The sequence below is a fragment of the Pseudoflavonifractor sp. 524-17 genome (assembly GCF_009935845.1).
In the GTDB taxonomy this organism is placed as follows: domain Bacteria; phylum Bacillota; class Clostridia; order Oscillospirales; family Oscillospiraceae; genus Pseudoflavonifractor_A.
On the sequence record NZ_QWEK01000021.1, the window covers coordinates 1 to 16,671 of the forward strand.

A 16,671-nucleotide genomic window follows, 5' to 3' on the forward strand; every position below is an offset into this window, starting at 1 on the left:
AACGGCTATCTCATCTCTCTTTCCTCCTGTTTGCTGCCCTTATGTATCTTTATGCTTTGCGGCCTGCCAGAACTTTTGCTTGAATTCCGCGTCAAATTCAGATTCAACCCAGGGCAGATCCTCCCGCTTTTTCCCGATGCGGGCCTGCGCCCCGGAGAGGCAGACCTGCGGCGGAAAATCCAAAAGAAAGACGGTATCACACGCCCCCAGACGGCGTTCAAGGGTGCGCAGATAGGTTCCGTCGAGGATCCAGCGATCCTGTCTGAGTATGTCATCCAGCTGCCGATCAAATACCTCCTGGGACACGGTGGTCCGATCCGGCCTGTGCCACAGCATGTCCAAATAGTAGAGGGGGAGATGGACCGCGCCGCTCAGACGCCGGGCGAAGGTGCTCTTACCGGCGCCGGGACTGCCAATTACGATTGCCTTTTTCATAGGGCCTCCTGTAGTAGGAAACAAATGATATGCTTCAGCCGGCGGACCGTCAGTCCGCCGGGGCGCAAAGCGTGTGTTTCTTTCGAATTAAAAGCAGAATAGCCGCTGTGCGGCCATTCTACCATAACAGGCGAAACCGGTTCAAGACCCGGCAAAAGGGCGCGGGAACTTTGGGGGGCGGCACTTGTAAGCACAGGGGGAAAATGATATAATATTTCGGCCAAGAACCTGTATTTACAACCGTTGAACGCGGTCCAGCCGGGTCTTTTGCCGCCCAGCCGCGGTAAAAAACTTGGAATGCACAGCGCATTCCTGCGCTTTTTTGCCCTGCGGGACAGCAGAATCCCCCGGTAATCCGGCATTCCCGGTTATGCATACAGGTTCTAAAATTTTGGAGGGGTGGCGGAAAAATGACTTACAAGGAAGAATTTATTACCTTTATGGTGCGATCTGGGGTGCTGGCCTTTGGGGATTTTACCACGAAATCAGGCCGGAAGACCCCCTATTTTATCAATACGGGAAATTACAGGACCGGCGCCCAGGCGGACCGGCTGGGGGATTATTACGCGGCCTGTATCCAGGAAAATCTGCCGGAGGGGATCTCCTGCCTGTTCGGGCCGGCCTATAAGGGAATCCCCCTGGCGGTGTCGGCGGCCTCCGCCCTGTACCGGAAGCACGGCCGGGATCTGCCTTACTGCTTCAACCGCAAGGAGGTCAAGGACCACGGCGAGGGAGGCTTTCTGGTGGGCTATCAGCCCAAGGACGGGGATAACGTGGTGATTGTAGAGGACGTGGTTACCGCCGGCACCGCCGTGCGGGAGTCCATCCGGCTCTTTGAACAGGTGGCAAAGGTGAATCTCAAGGCGCTGATTGTCTCCGTGGACCGGATGGAGCGGGGGACCAGGGAATGCTCTACCCTGGACGAGCTGCGGGAGGACTGCGGCATCGCGGTATACCCCATTGTCACCGTCCGGGAGATCATTGCCTTCCTCTACAACCGCCCTGTAGACGGCGTGGTCTACGTGGACGGCGCAATGCGGGCGCGGATGGAGGCCTATCTGGAGGAATATGGGCCCAAGGCGTAGCGCCGGCGGGGACACCGGCGGCCCCCTTACGGGCGGGAGAGGAGGGATGGTATGGGAATCCACGAAGGCCACCGCCAGCGGCTGAAAGCGGAATTTCTGGCCCGGCCGGACTCCTTTCCCGACCACAAGGCGCTGGAGCTGCTGCTCTTTTACGCCAACCCCAGAAGCGACACCAACCCGGTGGCCCATGAGCTGATTGAGCGCTTTGGCAGCCTGTCCGGAGTGCTGGACGCCCCCGAGGAGGAAGTGCAGAAGGTAAAGAGCGTGGGAGAACATGCCGCCGTGCTGCTGAAATGCGTGAAGGAGATCAGCCGGCGCTATCTGGTGGACCGGAGCAGCTTTGATAATATTATTGACAGCACCGGTACGGCGGTGCGGAAGCTGCGGCCCTACTTTTTCGGCGCCCGGAACGAGCGGGTGTACCTGCTGTGCATGGACGGCAAACGAAAGATGTTAGGCATCCGCTCTGCGGGCGAGGGCAGCGTAAACTCTGTGTCCATTACCAACCGGCAGATTGCGGAAAAGGCCCTGGCCCTGAACACAACCAACCTGATTCTGGCCCACAACCACACCAGCGGTCTGGCTTTTCCATCGCCGGAGGACAAAGCGACCACATTGCGCCTGATGCGGTTTTTAAGTGAGATGGATATTGTGCTGGTGGATCACATTATTCTGACGGATGACGACGCTGTGTCCCTGAGAGACAGCGGCTTCTTCAACGGACTTTAGAGTCTGTTTGAAAATCTGCAAAGCACTGCTTATCAACCAATGACAGGGATAGGAAATACAGAAACGGCGGGGGATACGAGAGAGGAGCGGATAAAACCATGCCGCAGATTTATCAAAAAGAGATCAGGGACAGCGATGGCGGACTCCGCTTTTCCGGGATGGGCTATGACAAGGACGGCAAGTTTTACCCCCATGGCCAGGGCGTACTCTGGAACGGCGACATTCCCTGTTACTTGGGTACATTTGCGGACGGCCTTCCCAGCGGAACGGGGAAGTGGTTCCGCGGAGATGGAACCGTGGAGTACGAAGGGGAGATGGCCCAGGGCAAACGGGAAGGAAACGGAAAGCAGTTCTACAAGAGCGGCGCGCTGATGTACCTGGGGGAATTCGCGGGTGGAAAATGGCATGGCCGTGGAACAAAGTACCTGGAGAATGGCGCCCGCATTTATTCAGGGGACTATGTGAAAGGCAGGCCAAACGGAAAAGGGAAGAGGTTCTACGCAAGCGGCGTGCTGGAGTTCGAGGGGGATTTTGCGGACGGCAAGCCCCACGGTCAAGGCACAAAATATCGGGAAGACGGGACCATTGTCTATTCAGGAGACCATGTGAAGGGGCTTCCAAACGGAAAAGGGAAGGTCTTCTACAAAAGCGGCGCGCTGCTGTATGAGGGGGACTTTGCAGACGGGCATTGGGAAGGCCAGGGAACCAAATACCGGGAGGACGGTACCCCAATCTATTCCGGCAGTTATGCAAACGGCAAACCAAACGGGAAAGGAAAGTACTTCTATGAAAGCGGCGCGCTGCAGTACGAGGGGGATTTTGTAGACGGCTGCTGGGAAGGCCAGGGAATCAAATACCGGGAGGACGGCGGTCCCATCTATTCCGGCGGTTATGCGGGCAGCAAGGCAAACGGGAAAGGAAAGGGCTTCTACAAAAGCGGCGCGCTGCAGTACGAGGGGGATGTTGTAGACGGCCGCTGGGAAGGCCAGGGAAGGGAGTTCTACGAGAGCGGCGCAGTGATGTATCAGGGAAATTATGTAAACAGCAAGCGGCACGGCCAGGGAAAGGAGTTCTACAAGAGCGGCGCGCTGAAATACCTGGGGGACTTTGTGGACGGCCAACGGGAGGGCAAGGGGACCATATACCGGGAGGACGGCAGCCGCATCTACACAGGGAGCTTTGTAAATGGAAAAGCCCACGGAATGGGAAAGGATTTTTACAGCAGCGGCAGAGTGATGTACGAGGGCAGCTATGTAAACGATATGTGGCAGGGCAAGGGGCGCAGCTATTATGAGAATGGAGCCCTGTGCCATGACGGCTTTTTTGCCGGCGGCAAGTCCGTAGGTCCCCAGACTATCCCGCCGGAGGACTGGATGGGAGATTCTCCCCAACTCCAACAGACCCAGAAAGCCAGGCCTCACGCGGCCAAAGCGCAGGCCAAAACTCCGCCGCCCCAGCCCCAGGCGAAGGGGGCGCCCAGTCCCGGCGGGGATGTGGAACAATACCTGGCGGAGCTGGACCGCATGATCGGCCTGGCCGCGGTGAAACGGGATGTCCGCTCTCTGGTAAATTTCATCCGGATGCAGAAGGCGCGGGAGGCCCAGAATATGCCGGTCACGCCGGTGTCCTACCATATGGTGTTCACCGGCAACCCCGGCACGGGAAAGACCACGGTGGCCCGGCTCATCGGGAAGATTTGCGCCAGTATGGGGGTGACCGCCAAGGCGGACGTGGTGGAGACCGACCGGTCAGAGCTGGTGGGCAATCATATCGGCGACACGGAGAAAATAACCAAGCGGAAGATTGAGGAGGCCCAGGGGGGAATCCTCTTCATTGACGAGGCCTATGCCCTGACGCCCAAGGGGGACAGCGGAAACGACTTCGGCCAGCGGGCGGTGGACTGCCTGCTCAAGCGCATGGAGGACGGCCGCAGCGATCTGGTGGTTATCGTGGCGGGCTATCAGGAGCCGATGAAGTATTTCCTGGAGAGCAACCCCGGTCTGAAATCCCGGTTTAACAACCACATTCATTTTGACAACTACACCCTGTCCGAGCTGGCCCAGATTTTAGAGTACAACTGCGTCCAAAACGGCTACACCCTCCCGGCGGGGACGTGGGAGCTCTTTGTGACGCTGGCGGGGCAGAAACTGGAGGATCCCCAGTTCCGCAAAGAATTCTCCAACGGCCGCTATGTGCGCAACGTTTTCGAAAAGCTGGTGAAGGCCATGGGCAACCGGCTTTACGGAGCGGGGGCGGGGCCTGTTTCCCGGCGGGCGCTGAGCGAGATCCTGCCCTCCGACCTCCAGGCCCTGGTAGACAGCGGCGACTTCGACAGGATCTTTTAGCGACATAACGCAGGGCCGCGGCGGATCTGCCGCGGCCCTTGACAGTTTGGAGCGCAAATTGTGGTTCTCCACTTGCAATAGAACGTGCGTTCTGATAAAATAAAATTCTACAGCTTGACAGGGGGAGCGCGTAATGCCGGAATTTCAGGTAGTATCCGAATATCAGCCCGCCGGCGACCAGCCGGAGGCCATTGAAGCCCTGGCCCGGGGGATTGAGCTGGGCTTGCAGGAACAGACGCTGCTGGGGGTCACGGGCTCGGGAAAGACCTTCACCATGGCCAAGACCATTGAGCGCATTCAGCGGCCCACGCTGGTGCTGGCCCACAACAAGACCTTGGCCGCCCAGCTGTGCGCTGAGTTCCGGGAGTTTTTCCCCCACAACGCGGTGGAATACTTCGTCTCCTACTACGACTACTACCAGCCCGAGGCCTATATTCCCCACACGGACACCTTTATTGAAAAGGACTCCTCCGTCAACGAGGAGATCGACCGGCTGCGCCTGTCCGCCACCTGCGCCCTGCTGGAGCGGCGGGACGTGATTGTGGTGGCCTCCGTGTCCTGCATCTACGGCCTGGGGGAGCCGGTGGATTTCGCCAAGATGATGATCTCCCTGCGGGTGGGGGATACGCTGGAGCGGGATGAGCTCCTCAAGCGCCTGGTGGAGATCCGGTATGAGCGCAACGACATTGCCTTCGAGCGGAATATGTTCCGGGTGCGGGGGGATACGGTGGAGGTCTTTCCCGCCTACTGGAAGGACACCGCCGTCCGGGTGGAGTTCTTTGGGGACGAGATCGACCGCATCAGCGAGATCAACGTGGTCACCGGCACGCCGGTGCGCAACCTGACCCATATCCCCATCTGGCCCGCCACCCACTACGTCACCCCCAAGGAGAAGATGGACGCCGCGATTGGAGCGATCTACGCCGAGCTGGAGGAGCGGCTGAAGTACTTTAACGACAATGAAAAGCTGGTGGAGGCCCAGCGGCTGAAGCAGCGGGTGCTCTACGACGTGGAGATGATGCAGGAGCTGGGCTACTGCTCCGGCATTGAAAACTACTCCCGGGTGATTGAAAACCGGCCGGTAGGCTCGCCTCCTCACACGCTGCTGGACTACTTCCCAAAGGATTTCGTCCTCTTTATCGACGAGAGCCACGTTACCCTCCCCCAGGTGCGGGCCATGTACAACGGGGACCGGGCCCGGAAGACCACTTTGGTGGACTACGGCTTCCGGCTGCCCTGCGCCTTCGATAACCGCCCATTAAAATTTGAGGAGTTTGAACAGCATCTGAATCAGGTGATCTACGTCTCCGCCACCCCCGGGGAGTACGAGCGGAGCCGCTCCGGCCAGGTGGTGGAGCAGGTGATCCGGCCCACCGGCCTGCTGGATCCCCGCATTGAAGTCCGACCGGTGGAGGGGCAGATCGACGACCTCATCGGGGAGATCAACGACCGCACCGCACGGGAGGAACGGATTCTGGTCACCACCCTGACCAAGAAAATGGCGGAGGATCTCACCGCCTATCTCACCAACGCCGGCATTAAGGTGCGCTATATGCACCACGACATCGACACCATTGAGCGCATGGAGATCATCCGGGACCTGCGCCTGGGCGCCTTCGACGTGCTGGTGGGCATCAACCTGCTGCGGGAGGGGCTGGATCTGCCGGAGGTGTCGCTGGTGGCCATTCTGGACGCGGACAAGGAGGGCTTCCTCCGGTCCGAGACCTCCCTCATCCAGACCATTGGCCGGGCGGCCCGGAACGCCCAGGGGCTTGTGGTGATGTACGCCGACAAGATCACCCCCTCCATGGAACGGGCCATCGGCGAGACCGAGCGCCGCCGCAAAAAGCAGGACGCCTTCAACCAGGCCCACGGCATCCAGCCTAAAACGGTGATCAAGAGCGTGCGGGAATCCCTCAAGCTGTCCCAGTCCGCCCAGGAGGACGCGGAGGCCAAGCGGGCCGGCAAGATGACCAAGGCCCAGCGGGAGGAGGCCATCAAGAAGCTGGAGCGGGAAATGCGGGAGGCCAGCAAGCGCCTGGAATTCGAGTACGCCGCCGTCCTGCGGGACCGGATCATCCAGCTGAGGGGAAAGTGATCTGGTACGCAGCCTTAGGCCTTGTTTGATAAATGGCGAAATGCCCAGCTTAACCGTCATGGCGGGGGTATTTTACCGGATATCGCTGACTACAATCAATTAGGAGGAGGACTTATGGCGAGCAGCGCTGATTTTGTAGCCTATATCTGCGACCAGCTGGAGGGCCTGGGGGCCGTCCGGTCAAGGAAGATGTTCGGGGAGTATATGGTCTATCTCAACGACAAGCCGGTGCTTATCATCTGCGGCGACCGGGCTATGGTAAAAATGCTCCCCTGTCTGGCGGACCTGCTGAAGGACCGCCCCGCCGCGCCCCCCTATCAGGGGGCCAAGGACCACTACGTCCTGGATCCGGACGACCGGGAAACCCTCCGGGAGGCGGTCCGCCTGGCCGAGACTGTCACTCCCGTGCCGAAAAAGCGGGTGAAAAAGGGGAGCGACTGAACTCTTCCTGAAAGGGTCGCAGCTCCCAGGTGAGGGATAGTCCAAAATCCAACCCCAGATTAAAAATGTGGCGGTGCTTTAAGGCGGCAAGATTGCTGGCGCTGTCCAGCAGAAGGAAGGCCATCTCCTGGTATACCCCTGGGGCGGCGTTAAAAAACTCTTCTGCCTGTTTCAGTTGATTTAAATCTGCCCGTTCCGCGTCGGTAGCGGGAGAGTAAGGGTGTTGCGCATAGATCAAATCAAAGAGCAAGTCTAGACAGTTATCCATAGCGATTCCTCCTATTACGAGATATAATCTCGTTATAGGAACATTGTAACACGAGATTATATTTCTGTCAAGGGGTGCGAATGATGGAGATAAAGATGCAGGCGTTTGGCCAGCGGCTGAAAGAATTGCGGAAAGAGAGAGGGATGACCCAGAAAGAGATGTCAGAATTTTTGGGAAAGACCGAGCGGCACTATCAGGATATGGAAGGGGGAAAAATCAATGTTCCCGGGTTGACGCTCATAAAATTGGCGGATCATTTTGAGGTCAGCATTGATTATTTGGTTGGACGGGGGGAGAAGCGGCAGCCATGCCAAGGCAAGGAGGCCATAGAGCCGTAAATTGTGATTTATAGAAGAAAATCATTCCCTGAACTTTCTCTTGACATTAAAAATTCCTTTGATTACCCTATAAAGGCAACGATTTCCCGCCTCGGCGGGGCAGAAGGAGAGCAAGATCATGCACACACACATTGCCGTCAAGGGCGCGCGGGTGAACAACCTGAAGAACATCGACGTAAAAATCCCCCGGGACAAGCTGGTGGTGCTCACCGGCCTGTCGGGATCGGGAAAATCCTCTCTGGCCTTTGACACCATCTACGCCGAGGGACAGCGGCGGTATGTGGAATCCCTCAGCTCTTACGCCCGGATGTTCCTGGGCCAGATGGAGAAGCCGGATGTGGACTACATTGACGGCCTCAGCCCCGCCATCTCCATTGACCAGAAGACCACCAGCAAGAACCCCCGCTCCACCGTGGGAACGGTGACGGAGATCTATGACTATCTCCGCCTGCTGTGGGCCCGGGTGGGCACCCCCCACTGCCCCAAGTGCGGCAAGGAGATCAAGCAGCAGACCATTGACCAGATCATCGACCAGGTCATGGCCCTGCCGGAGGCCACCCGCATCCAGGTCATGGCCCCGGTGGTCCGGGGGAAAAAGGGCACCCATCAAAAGCTGCTGGAGGACGCCCGGAAGTCAGGGTACGTCCGCTGCCGGGCGGACGGCTCCCTCTACGACCTGGGGGAGGAGATCTCCCTGGACAAGAACAAGAAGCACTCCGTTGAGATTGTGGTGGATCGGCTGGTGGTGAAGCCGGATGTGGTCCGCCGCCTCACCGACAGCGTGGAGGTGGCCTCCAACCTGGCGGGGGGGCTGGTAGTCGTCAATATCGTGGGGGAGGACCGGGACATCCTCTTCTCCCAGAACTACGCCTGCGAGGACTGCGGCATCTCTATCGAGGAGCTGGCCCCCCGGCTGTTCTCCTTCAACAACCCCTTCGGGGCCTGTCCCACCTGCACCGGCCTGGGGGCTCAGCTGAAGGTGGATCCGGATCTGGTCATCCCCAACCGGGACCTGTCCATTGTGGACGGGGCGATCTCCGCCTACGGCTGGAGCAACGTAAAGACGGACTCCATTGCCAAGATGTACTTTGACGCCCTGGCCAAGCAGTACAAATTCAAGCTGACCACCCCGGTAAAGGACCTGCCGCCGGAGGTGATGGACATTATTCTCTACGGCACCAAGGGGGAAAAGCTGAAGCTGAGCTACGAGCGGGAGAACGGAAAGGGCACCCTGATGCAGGCCTTTGAGGGCATCTGCAACAATCTGGAGCGCCGCTACCGGGAGACCCAGTCGGACAGCGCCCGGCGGGAGCTGGAAGAGTGTATGAGCGAGCGGCCCTGTCCCGACTGCGGCGGCCGCCGGCTGCGCAGGGAGGCCCTGGCGGTCACGGTGGGGGGCATCAGCATCCACGACTTCTGCCAGAAATCCGTCACCGACGCCCTGGACTTTGTGGAGCACCTGGAGCTGAGCGAGCAGAAGCTGCGCATCGCCGGGCGGATTTTAAAGGAGATCAAATCCCGGCTGGGCTTTTTGAGGAGCGTGGGCCTGCAATACCTGACCCTCTCCCGGGCGGCGGCCAGCCTCTCCGGCGGGGAGAGCCAGCGCATCCGCCTGGCCACCCAGATCGGCTCCTCTCTGATGGGGGTGCTCTACATTCTGGACGAGCCATCCATCGGCCTGCACCAGCGGGACAACGACATGCTGCTGGCCACCATGAAGCACCTGCGGGATCTGGGCAACACCCTGCTGGTGGTGGAGCACGACGAGGATACCATGCGCGCGGCGGATTATATTGTGGACATCGGCCCCGGAGCCGGTCTCCACGGGGGCGAGGTGGTGGCCGCCGGTACGGCGGAAGAGGTGATGAATACCCCGGGATCTGTCACTGGAGATTACCTGTCCGGCCGGAAAAAAATCCCTGTCCCCGCCCGGCGGCGGAGGGGGAACGGCCACGTCCTCACGGTAAAGGGGGCGGCGGAGAACAACCTGCGGCAGGTGGACGTGTCCATCCCCATGGGAACGCTGACCTGCGTCACCGGGGTATCCGGCTCCGGCAAGTCCAGCCTGGTCAACGAGATCCTCTATAAGCGGCTGGCTGCCGAGCTCAACCGGGCCAAAACCCGCCCCGGCCGCCACGCCGGCATGGAGGGACAGGAATTTCTGGACAAGATCATCAACATCGACCAGTCCCCCATCGGCCGCACCCCCCGGTCCAACCCCGCCACCTATACCGGGCTGTTCAATGACATTCGGGACCTGTTCGCCTCTACCCAGGACGCCAAGAGCCGGGGCTACGGCCCGGGCCGGTTCTCCTTCAACGTCCGGGGAGGCCGGTGCGAGGCCTGCGCCGGGGACGGCCTGCTCAAGATTGAGATGCACTTCCTCCCGGACATCTATGTCCCCTGCGAGGTATGCAAGGGCAAGCGGTACAACCGGGAGACCCTGGAGGTGCGCTATAAGGACAAAAACATCCACGACGTGCTGGAGATGACCGTGGAGGAGGCCATGGGATTCTTTGAAAATCTGCCCCGGCTGTATCACAAGGTTCAGACCCTATATGAAGTGGGCCTGGGCTATGTGAAGCTGGGACAGCCCTCCACCACGCTGTCTGGAGGCGAGGCCCAGCGGGTCAAGCTGGCCACCGAGCTGGCCAAGCGGTCCACCGGCTCTACCATCTATATCCTGGACGAGCCCACCACCGGCCTGCACACCGCGGACGTGCATAAACTGCTCGAGGTCCTCCAAAAGCTGGTGGATATAGGGAATACCGTGGTGGTCATCGAACACAACCTGGATGTAATTAAGACAGCCGACTACGTCATTGACCTGGGTCCCGAGGGGGGCGACGGCGGCGGGACCGTTGTATGTACCGGAACTCCGGAAAGGGTGGCCCGGTGCGAGGGGTCCTATACGGGGCGGTATTTAAAACGGATTTTGGAGTCGTAAAGTTCTTCACCGGTGGCGCGGCGTTTGACAGACGCCGCGCCACCGGTGGAAGTTTCCCCCAAACCTGCCGGTTCTAAGGAATCACGGCGGTCCAGTAATGCTGTTGATAGAGGTCTGTAAAGCGGTAAGTGGCCTGAACGGTTCCCTCTAAGGGGACATTGCTGATGGCTAAGGGCGTGTCAGGAACCGTGAGGGGCTCTCCCAGAAGGTAGCTGTCCAGATAGCCCCCGTCGTAGCTGTAGTAGTCGCACAGGAACTCCAGGGTATCCCCGGGCTGGAGGGCGGCGCCGCTTTTGGCGATGGTATCGGTCTCCCCCTCAGTGTAGACGGCGCGGACGCCTGAAACATAGCCGTAGGGGGTGTCGTTGTCAAAGGTGAGCAGCAGCTCCGCCCGCTGTCCGTTGTGCATCACCGGCACCCGGCCGGTGATGGAGTAGGCCGCCCCATCGTCCACGGTGGCGGTGTGGTAATAGGCTACCGGCTGTCCCTCAATAGCCAGCCAGGTCTTGTCATAGCTGCCCAGCAGGCCTCCCGTCTCGTCAAATGCGAAGACATTGTCCAGGCCCAGGTCAATATAGCCCGCCCCGTCATCATAAAACACATTCAGCTCCAAGGACTGGACCAGCGCCCATTGTTCCTCCTCCAGCTGGAGGACCGGCGCCCCGTCCTCACCCGTGCTCCACGCCAGGGCCTGGGGGTCAAAGCGGTGCTCCGCCAGATATTGGGCGGTCTCCTGGGGCTCCAGGGCCGCGCCGCTCAAAAAGCCGGCATTGGATTGGGTCAGGCCAATCCGGCCAAAATCGCCCCCCAGAAAGCCGCTGAGCAGCTGGGACACGGCGTCCCCGCCGCCGCTGGAAACCAGCCCCCCCAGATCGCCCAGCAGGGCGGGCAGGGGGGAGGCCGTTCCGCCGGAGACCGCCTGTCCGCTGGCTTCCAGGCTGGCGAACTCCTGAATGCAGCGGGTGTAGGACTCGTCCATGCCGATCTGCCGGTAGGCCGCCACCGCCCGGTCCACAGTGGATACTTTCTGATAGGGGAAGTAGATGGACAGGCCGTAGGCATTGGTCATATTGGAGGAGGTCCGGTTGTACTTCACCGCCCCCAGCAGCGCCTCCACCAGAGCGTTTCCCTCCGGACTGTCCAAATTTTGGGCCAGGTGGACCAGATCCACCTGGTCAATTTTGCTGCCCCGGGCAAACTCCCGGGTGCTCCCCCGGGCGGCGGAGAGAGTATGGTACTCCTTGGCGGCGATCAGGCTGCGGGCGGAGCCGGCGAAGGCGGTCAGGGGGGCGGGAATGGTGGCCTGCGCCTCTGCCAGGTCGATCACCGACAGAGTGGTGAGCTGGCCGGGGCATTTCTGGGCGCAGGTGTCCACAAAACTGTCCGCGATCTGCCGTCCCAGCTCCAGGGTGGGCATGGATGGATCCGCCCCGAAAGCGGTGAGCCAGTCGGTATAGTACCAGCCCACCCCAGGCTCGGTCTCCTCCGAGGCGATGAGGTAATCCCCATGCTTCGCCAGCATCAGGGCGTTTTCTGCCGTGGCCATAAGGCAGGCGTCGAAGCCGATGAAGTCGAAGCGCACCCCTCCATCGGTGAGGGCCTTGTCAATCCCCGCCAGGCCCATGGAGGCGCTGGAGGCGAACTTCTCGTCGTACCCGTAGCCGCTGACCGAGCCGCCGCCGTGGTCCCAGAAGATGAGCTCATACCGGCTGGCGGGGTAGTTTTTGGCACAGTAGCGGATAAAGCCGGACAGAGTCGCCGGGTCGGTCATAGGGACGCTGCCTGCGTTTTCCTCCAGGCAGAGGAGGGAGCCCCCCTTTACCTGCCAGATCTGGTTGACGGCGCTGCTCACCTGGCTGTTCCGCCAGCCCGTGCAGCCGCCGGTGTAGATCAGCACATTGATCTGCGCCCCAAAGCGGGCGGACAGCATCTCCTGCAAATCGGCGGTGCCCATGCCGCTGCGGGACTCCAGGTCAGTGCCGCACATGTACACCATAATGGTGGCGGTATCTCTGCCGTTCCCCAGCAGGCGGGTATACTTCTCCCGGGCGGCGGGGTCTACGCTGGTATTCAGCCAGCCGGTATTGGCCTCCCCCTGCCAGCCGCTGGACACGCTGCCCCCGCCCAGGCCGCCCAGCAGGGCGGTCAGGTTGGCGCCCCCGCCCTGGCCCGTCTGCCCCCCGCCGGGAAGCTGTCCCCCCAGCAGAGCGGTGATTCCGCCGCCGCCCCCCAGCAGCAGGACGGCCAGCAGCGCCAGCAGCCGGATTCCGCCGCCGCCCTTCCCGCTGCTCCGGGCGCCGGACCCGGACCGGACGGCGCCGCTCCGGCGGTCCTGATAGCCCCCGGCCTCCCCTACCGGGCCGGTGTGAAGGCCCTCTCCCCGTTTAGATACACTCTTTCCCGGACCGGTGACATGCTTCTCCCGGCTCCTGGGCCGCTTGTTCTCCATAGGTGACATCCTCTCTGTGTGGTATGTTTTGAGCGGTCTCGTCCCGCGCTACAGGCGCAGGCTGGCGATAAACTGCTGGGCGGTGCGGGGGGTGCGGCCTGGGTGGCGCATCTCCCAGGCCAGGGCCTGGGCGCGGAGATCCTGGGCCTCCAGCGTGATCCCATGCCGCCGGGCCAGGGCGTCCACCATGTCCAGGTATTCTCCCTTGCTCATGGCCAGGTAGGGAATGCGCAGGCCGAACCGCTCGGACAGGGAGGTCTTTTCCTGGATGGTCTCAGAGGCGTCCACCTCGTCCCCCGCCCGGTCGCTGAAGGTCTGGCGGACCAGGCGGCGGCGGTTGGAGGTGGCGTAGATGGCCACGTTGGCGGGGCGGCGCTCCAGCCCGCCCTCCAGAATGGTCTTGAGCACCGAATAGGTCCGGTCGTCCTGGTCAAAGGCCAGATCGTCAATAAAAAGGATAAACTTCCGCCGCCGGCCCGCCAGGGAGCGGATGAGCGCCGGCAAAGAGCCCAGCTCCTCCTTCCGCACCTCAATAAGCCGCAGGTCTTCAAAGCCAGGCAGGCGGAGCAGGGACTTTACCGCGGCGGATTTGCCTGTGCCGCTGTCCCCGTAGAGCAGGACGTTGTTCACCGCCTTGCCCTCCAGCAAAGCCCGGGTGTTGGCCTCCACCTGGTCCCGCTGGCGGCGGTAGCCGATCATCTCCTCTGGGGCGTGGCAGTCCGGCTGCTCCACGGGCCACAGCGTGCCTCCCTCCCACAAAAAGGCGCGGTACCGGGCAAAGCGGCCCGATCCGTTGGCCTGGTAAAACGCCGTGAGGGAATCGAACGAGAAGGGCGCCCCCCGCTCCAGCTGGGGCAGTCCCGCCAGCGCCGGCCCAAACGCCGGGGGGAGGCAGCCGGCCATCGCCCCAATCAGCGTCTGGCAGTCCGTGTCCGCCAGGGCGGCCAGTACCTCAATGTCCCGCCGGGCGGCCTGGACCAGCGCGGGATTCTCCCCGCCCCGCTCCACCAGCCGGGCGTAGGGAGACTCCTGATAGCGCAGCGCGTCGTGGAGCCATTCCCCCAGCCCCCGTTTTTCCGCCGCGCACAGGGCGTAAAACAGCCGGGTATAGCACGCCACCGCCTCTTCCCCCTGGCGGCGGACTACCGCAGCCAGCAGAGACGACGCCTCCTTTATCACCGGGTCATCCATCAGATGTCTGTAGGCGGAAATCCCCAGCAGACAGCCCCGCAGCACGTCCAGTTCCATTGACCAATCAGCTCCTTTACGGGGCTTATTTTAAAAGATTGTCTTTTTTCTGTCAATACAGCAGCCATGGAAAAGGCGGCGCGTCAAAAAACGTAAAATGGGAAGGGTTCGGAGGAAAGGGCGGCGGGAAGGGGAGCCGTCAGGGTTCCCTTTTGCGTCCGGGAAAGCTGCGCCCAGCCGGGCGAAAAGCCGCTCGCCGCCGGGCGCGGCACCATTGATCAAACAAGGCCTGTTTTCTTTCAGCGTCCTTTCCGCTATAATCTATTATAATATTCTGGCAGGACGGCCTTAAAGCGGGGTTCAAATCCGCCCGCATCCTGCCGGCGGATCTTGTGATAACCGAGGTGAAGACGGTGAAAATTCTGGTGGTAGAGGACGAACGGCGTCTGGCCGGCACCCTGCGGGTTCTGCTGGAGTCCAGGGGCTTTGAGGTGGACGTGGTCTTTGACGGAGAGGCCGGGGCGGACTATGCGGCGCTGGACATCTACGATCTGCTGATTCTGGACGTGATGCTGCCCAAGCTGGACGGCTTCCAGCTGGCCCAGGCGGTGCGGGCCAGGCACTGCGGAGTAAAAATTTTAATGCTCACCGCCAAATCCGACGTGACGGACCGGATCGCGGGGCTCAACGCCGGGGCGGACTACTATCTCACAAAACCCTTTGACACCGGGGAGCTGCTGGCCTGTGTCAATGCCCTGCTCCGCCGCCAGGGGGATCAGGTGGACGCCCTGACCTTCGGCAACACCGCCCTTGACCTTTCCACCGGGATGCTCTGCCGGGGAGAGGAGCACATCCGCCTGTCGGCCCGGGAGTTCGACGTGATGCGTTTTCTCATGCAGTCGGGGGGCCGCAACCGCTCCAAGGAGGCGCTGCTCACCAAGGTATGGGGCTATGACTCCAATGCCACGGAGAACCATGTGGAGGTCTATGTGGGCTTTCTGCGGAAAAAGCTGGCCGCCATTGGCTCCAATGTGCGCATTGAGGCCATCCGGCGGCTGGGCTACCATCTGGAGGTGGGGGAACCATGATCCGGCGGCTTCGCCTTAAATTTGTGTGCATCAATCTGGTCATCGCCACCGCGATGATGACGGCTATCCTCCTCACTGTCTTCCGTTTCACGCAGGAGGGCTTCCGCCAGGACAGCTTCAGACTGATGCACACCTTGACCACGCAGCCCATCCGCCCCGGCGGGCCCGCCGCCGGGAGCCATCTGCCCTATCTTATTTTGCAGGCCGGGCCGGACGGCCGGTGGTCTGCCGTTGGCAGCGCCGGCTATGATCTCACAGACCAGGACCTTCTCCGCCGGCTGCTGTCCGAAGTAAACCGCCAAAACGCGTCGGCGGGGGAGCTAAGAGAGGACGCCCTGCGCTATTGGAGGGCAACGGTCCCCGAGGGAGAGCGGATTGTTTTTGTCAATATCTCCGGCGAGCTGCGGACCATGGACAGCCTGCTGCGTACCTGCCTGCTCATCGGCGGGGCGGGATTTTTCGTCTTCCTGCTCCTGAGCGCTCTGCTGGCCCGGTGGGCGGTAGCGCCGGTGGCGCGGGCCTGGGAGCAGCAGCGGCAGTTTGTCTCCGACGCCTCCCACGAGCTGAAGACCCCCCTCACTGTCATCCTCACCAATGCCGAACTCCTCCAGGCCCAGGGGGCGGATCGGGACCCCTTTGTGGATAATATCCTCACCACCGCCCAACAAATGCGCCGGCTGGTGGAATCTCTGCTGGATCTGGCCCGGGTGGGCGGTGGAATTTCCAAAGACCTGTTTGCCCCGGTGGATCTCAGCGCCCTGGTGTCCCGGGCGGTGCTCCCCTTTGAGCCCCTCTATTTTGAAAAGGGGCTGTCCATTGACGCGGAGATAAAACCCGGCCTGTGGGTGCGGGGCAGCGAGACCCATTTGCGGCAGGCGGCGGATATCCTATTGGACAACGGGCAGAAATACGCCCCGCCGGGTGCGGCGGTGTCCCTGCGGCTGTTTCGCGCGGGGCAGCACTGCCGTCTTCAGGTGTCCAACCCCGGTCCCCCCATCCCGCCCGGGGAGCTGCCCCGCCTCTTTGACCGCTTCTACCGGGCGGACAAGGCCCGGGGCGGGGACGGCGGCTACGGTCTGGGGCTGGCCATCGCCCGGGAGATTGTCCAGGCCCACGGCGGGAAGATCTGGGCGGAGAGCGCCTGCGGCGAGAACTCCTTTTTTATCCAGCTCCCCCTGGGCGAGCCGCCCCGCCTGCCCCTTCGGGGCTGAATTTTTTCCCGCCGTGTGCAGCAATTTGGGCCGCCGCTGCGTTTATTAG

General features: G+C 61.4%; 13 protein-coding genes. 9 read left to right on the top strand and 4 right to left on the bottom strand.

Going from position 1 to position 16,671, the window contains the following annotated elements:
• Window positions 1–39: 39 nt before the first annotated feature.
• Window positions 40–435: an adenylate kinase gene (locus tag D1159_RS09150; RefSeq protein WP_161845372.1), complete on the bottom strand. Its 396-nt coding sequence runs from the start codon at window positions 433–435 to the stop codon at window positions 40–42.
• A 410-nt stretch (window positions 436–845) separates the two neighbouring features.
• Here D1159_RS09150 and pyrE point away from each other — a divergent pair, with 410 nt between their 5' ends.
• The 5 genes from pyrE (at window position 846) to D1159_RS09175 (ending at window position 7,133) form a co-directional block, all read left to right on the top strand.
• Window positions 846–1,520, top strand: a complete 675-nt coding sequence (gene pyrE, locus D1159_RS09155) for an orotate phosphoribosyltransferase (protein WP_161845373.1) — start codon at window positions 846–848, stop codon at window positions 1,518–1,520.
• Between the two features lie 51 nt (window positions 1,521–1,571).
• On the top strand, window positions 1,572–2,249 hold the full coding sequence (locus tag D1159_RS09160; protein WP_161845374.1) for a JAB domain-containing protein: 678 nt from the start codon (window positions 1,572–1,574) through the stop codon (window positions 2,247–2,249).
• A 98-nt stretch (window positions 2,250–2,347) separates the two neighbouring features.
• Window positions 2,348–4,594: an AAA family ATPase gene (locus tag D1159_RS09165; protein WP_161845375.1), complete on the top strand. Its 2,247-nt coding sequence runs from the start codon at window positions 2,348–2,350 to the stop codon at window positions 4,592–4,594.
• Window positions 4,595–4,727: 133 nt separating this feature from the next.
• Window positions 4,728–6,692: an excinuclease ABC subunit UvrB gene (uvrB, locus tag D1159_RS09170; protein ID WP_161845376.1), complete on the top strand. Its 1,965-nt coding sequence runs from the start codon at window positions 4,728–4,730 to the stop codon at window positions 6,690–6,692.
• Window positions 6,693–6,806: 114 nt separating this feature from the next.
• A complete protein-coding gene (locus tag D1159_RS09175) occupies window positions 6,807–7,133 on the top strand; it encodes a TfoX/Sxy family protein (protein ID WP_161845377.1) in 327 nt (108 codons plus the stop codon).
• On the opposite strand, the gene D1159_RS09180 is transcribed toward D1159_RS09175, so the two are convergent.
• Window positions 7,090–7,401 (bottom strand): hypothetical protein, encoded by a 312-nt coding sequence (locus D1159_RS09180; RefSeq protein WP_161845378.1) that lies wholly within the window; start codon window positions 7,399–7,401, stop codon window positions 7,090–7,092. The two genes, D1159_RS09175 and D1159_RS09180, sit on opposite strands and share 44 nt — an antisense overlap.
• An 80-nt stretch (window positions 7,402–7,481) precedes the next feature.
• Between D1159_RS09180 and D1159_RS09185 the strand changes: the two genes are divergently transcribed.
• Window positions 7,482–7,739: a helix-turn-helix transcriptional regulator gene (locus D1159_RS09185; RefSeq protein WP_243152207.1), complete on the top strand. Its 258-nt coding sequence runs from the start codon at window positions 7,482–7,484 to the stop codon at window positions 7,737–7,739.
• 118 nt (window positions 7,740–7,857) lie between these two features.
• A complete protein-coding gene (gene uvrA / locus D1159_RS09190) occupies window positions 7,858–10,686 on the top strand; it encodes an excinuclease ABC subunit UvrA (protein ID WP_161845379.1) in 2,829 nt (942 codons plus the stop codon).
• Window positions 10,687–10,759: 73 nt separating this feature from the next.
• On the opposite strand, the gene D1159_RS09195 is transcribed toward uvrA, so the two are convergent.
• Together D1159_RS09195 and D1159_RS09200 are read right to left on the bottom strand one after the other, a co-directional pair.
• Window positions 10,760–13,135 (bottom strand): clostripain-related cysteine peptidase, encoded by a 2,376-nt coding sequence (locus D1159_RS09195; protein ID WP_161845380.1) that lies wholly within the window; start codon window positions 13,133–13,135, stop codon window positions 10,760–10,762.
• Between the two features lie 48 nt (window positions 13,136–13,183).
• A complete protein-coding gene (locus D1159_RS09200) occupies window positions 13,184–14,383 on the bottom strand; it encodes an ATP-binding protein (protein WP_161845381.1) in 1,200 nt (399 codons plus the stop codon).
• 353 nt (window positions 14,384–14,736) lie between these two features.
• Between D1159_RS09200 and D1159_RS09205 the strand changes: the two genes are divergently transcribed.
• Together D1159_RS09205 and D1159_RS09210 are read left to right on the top strand one after the other, a co-directional pair.
• Complete coding sequence (locus D1159_RS09205; protein WP_161845438.1) at window positions 14,737–15,411, top strand: response regulator transcription factor; 675 nt, start codon at window positions 14,737–14,739, stop codon at window positions 15,409–15,411.
• Window positions 15,408–16,622 (top strand): HAMP domain-containing sensor histidine kinase, encoded by a 1,215-nt coding sequence (locus D1159_RS09210; RefSeq protein WP_161845382.1) that lies wholly within the window; start codon window positions 15,408–15,410, stop codon window positions 16,620–16,622. Before D1159_RS09205 ends, D1159_RS09210 begins: the two co-directional genes overlap by 4 nt.
• Window positions 16,623–16,671 lie beyond the last annotated feature (49 nt).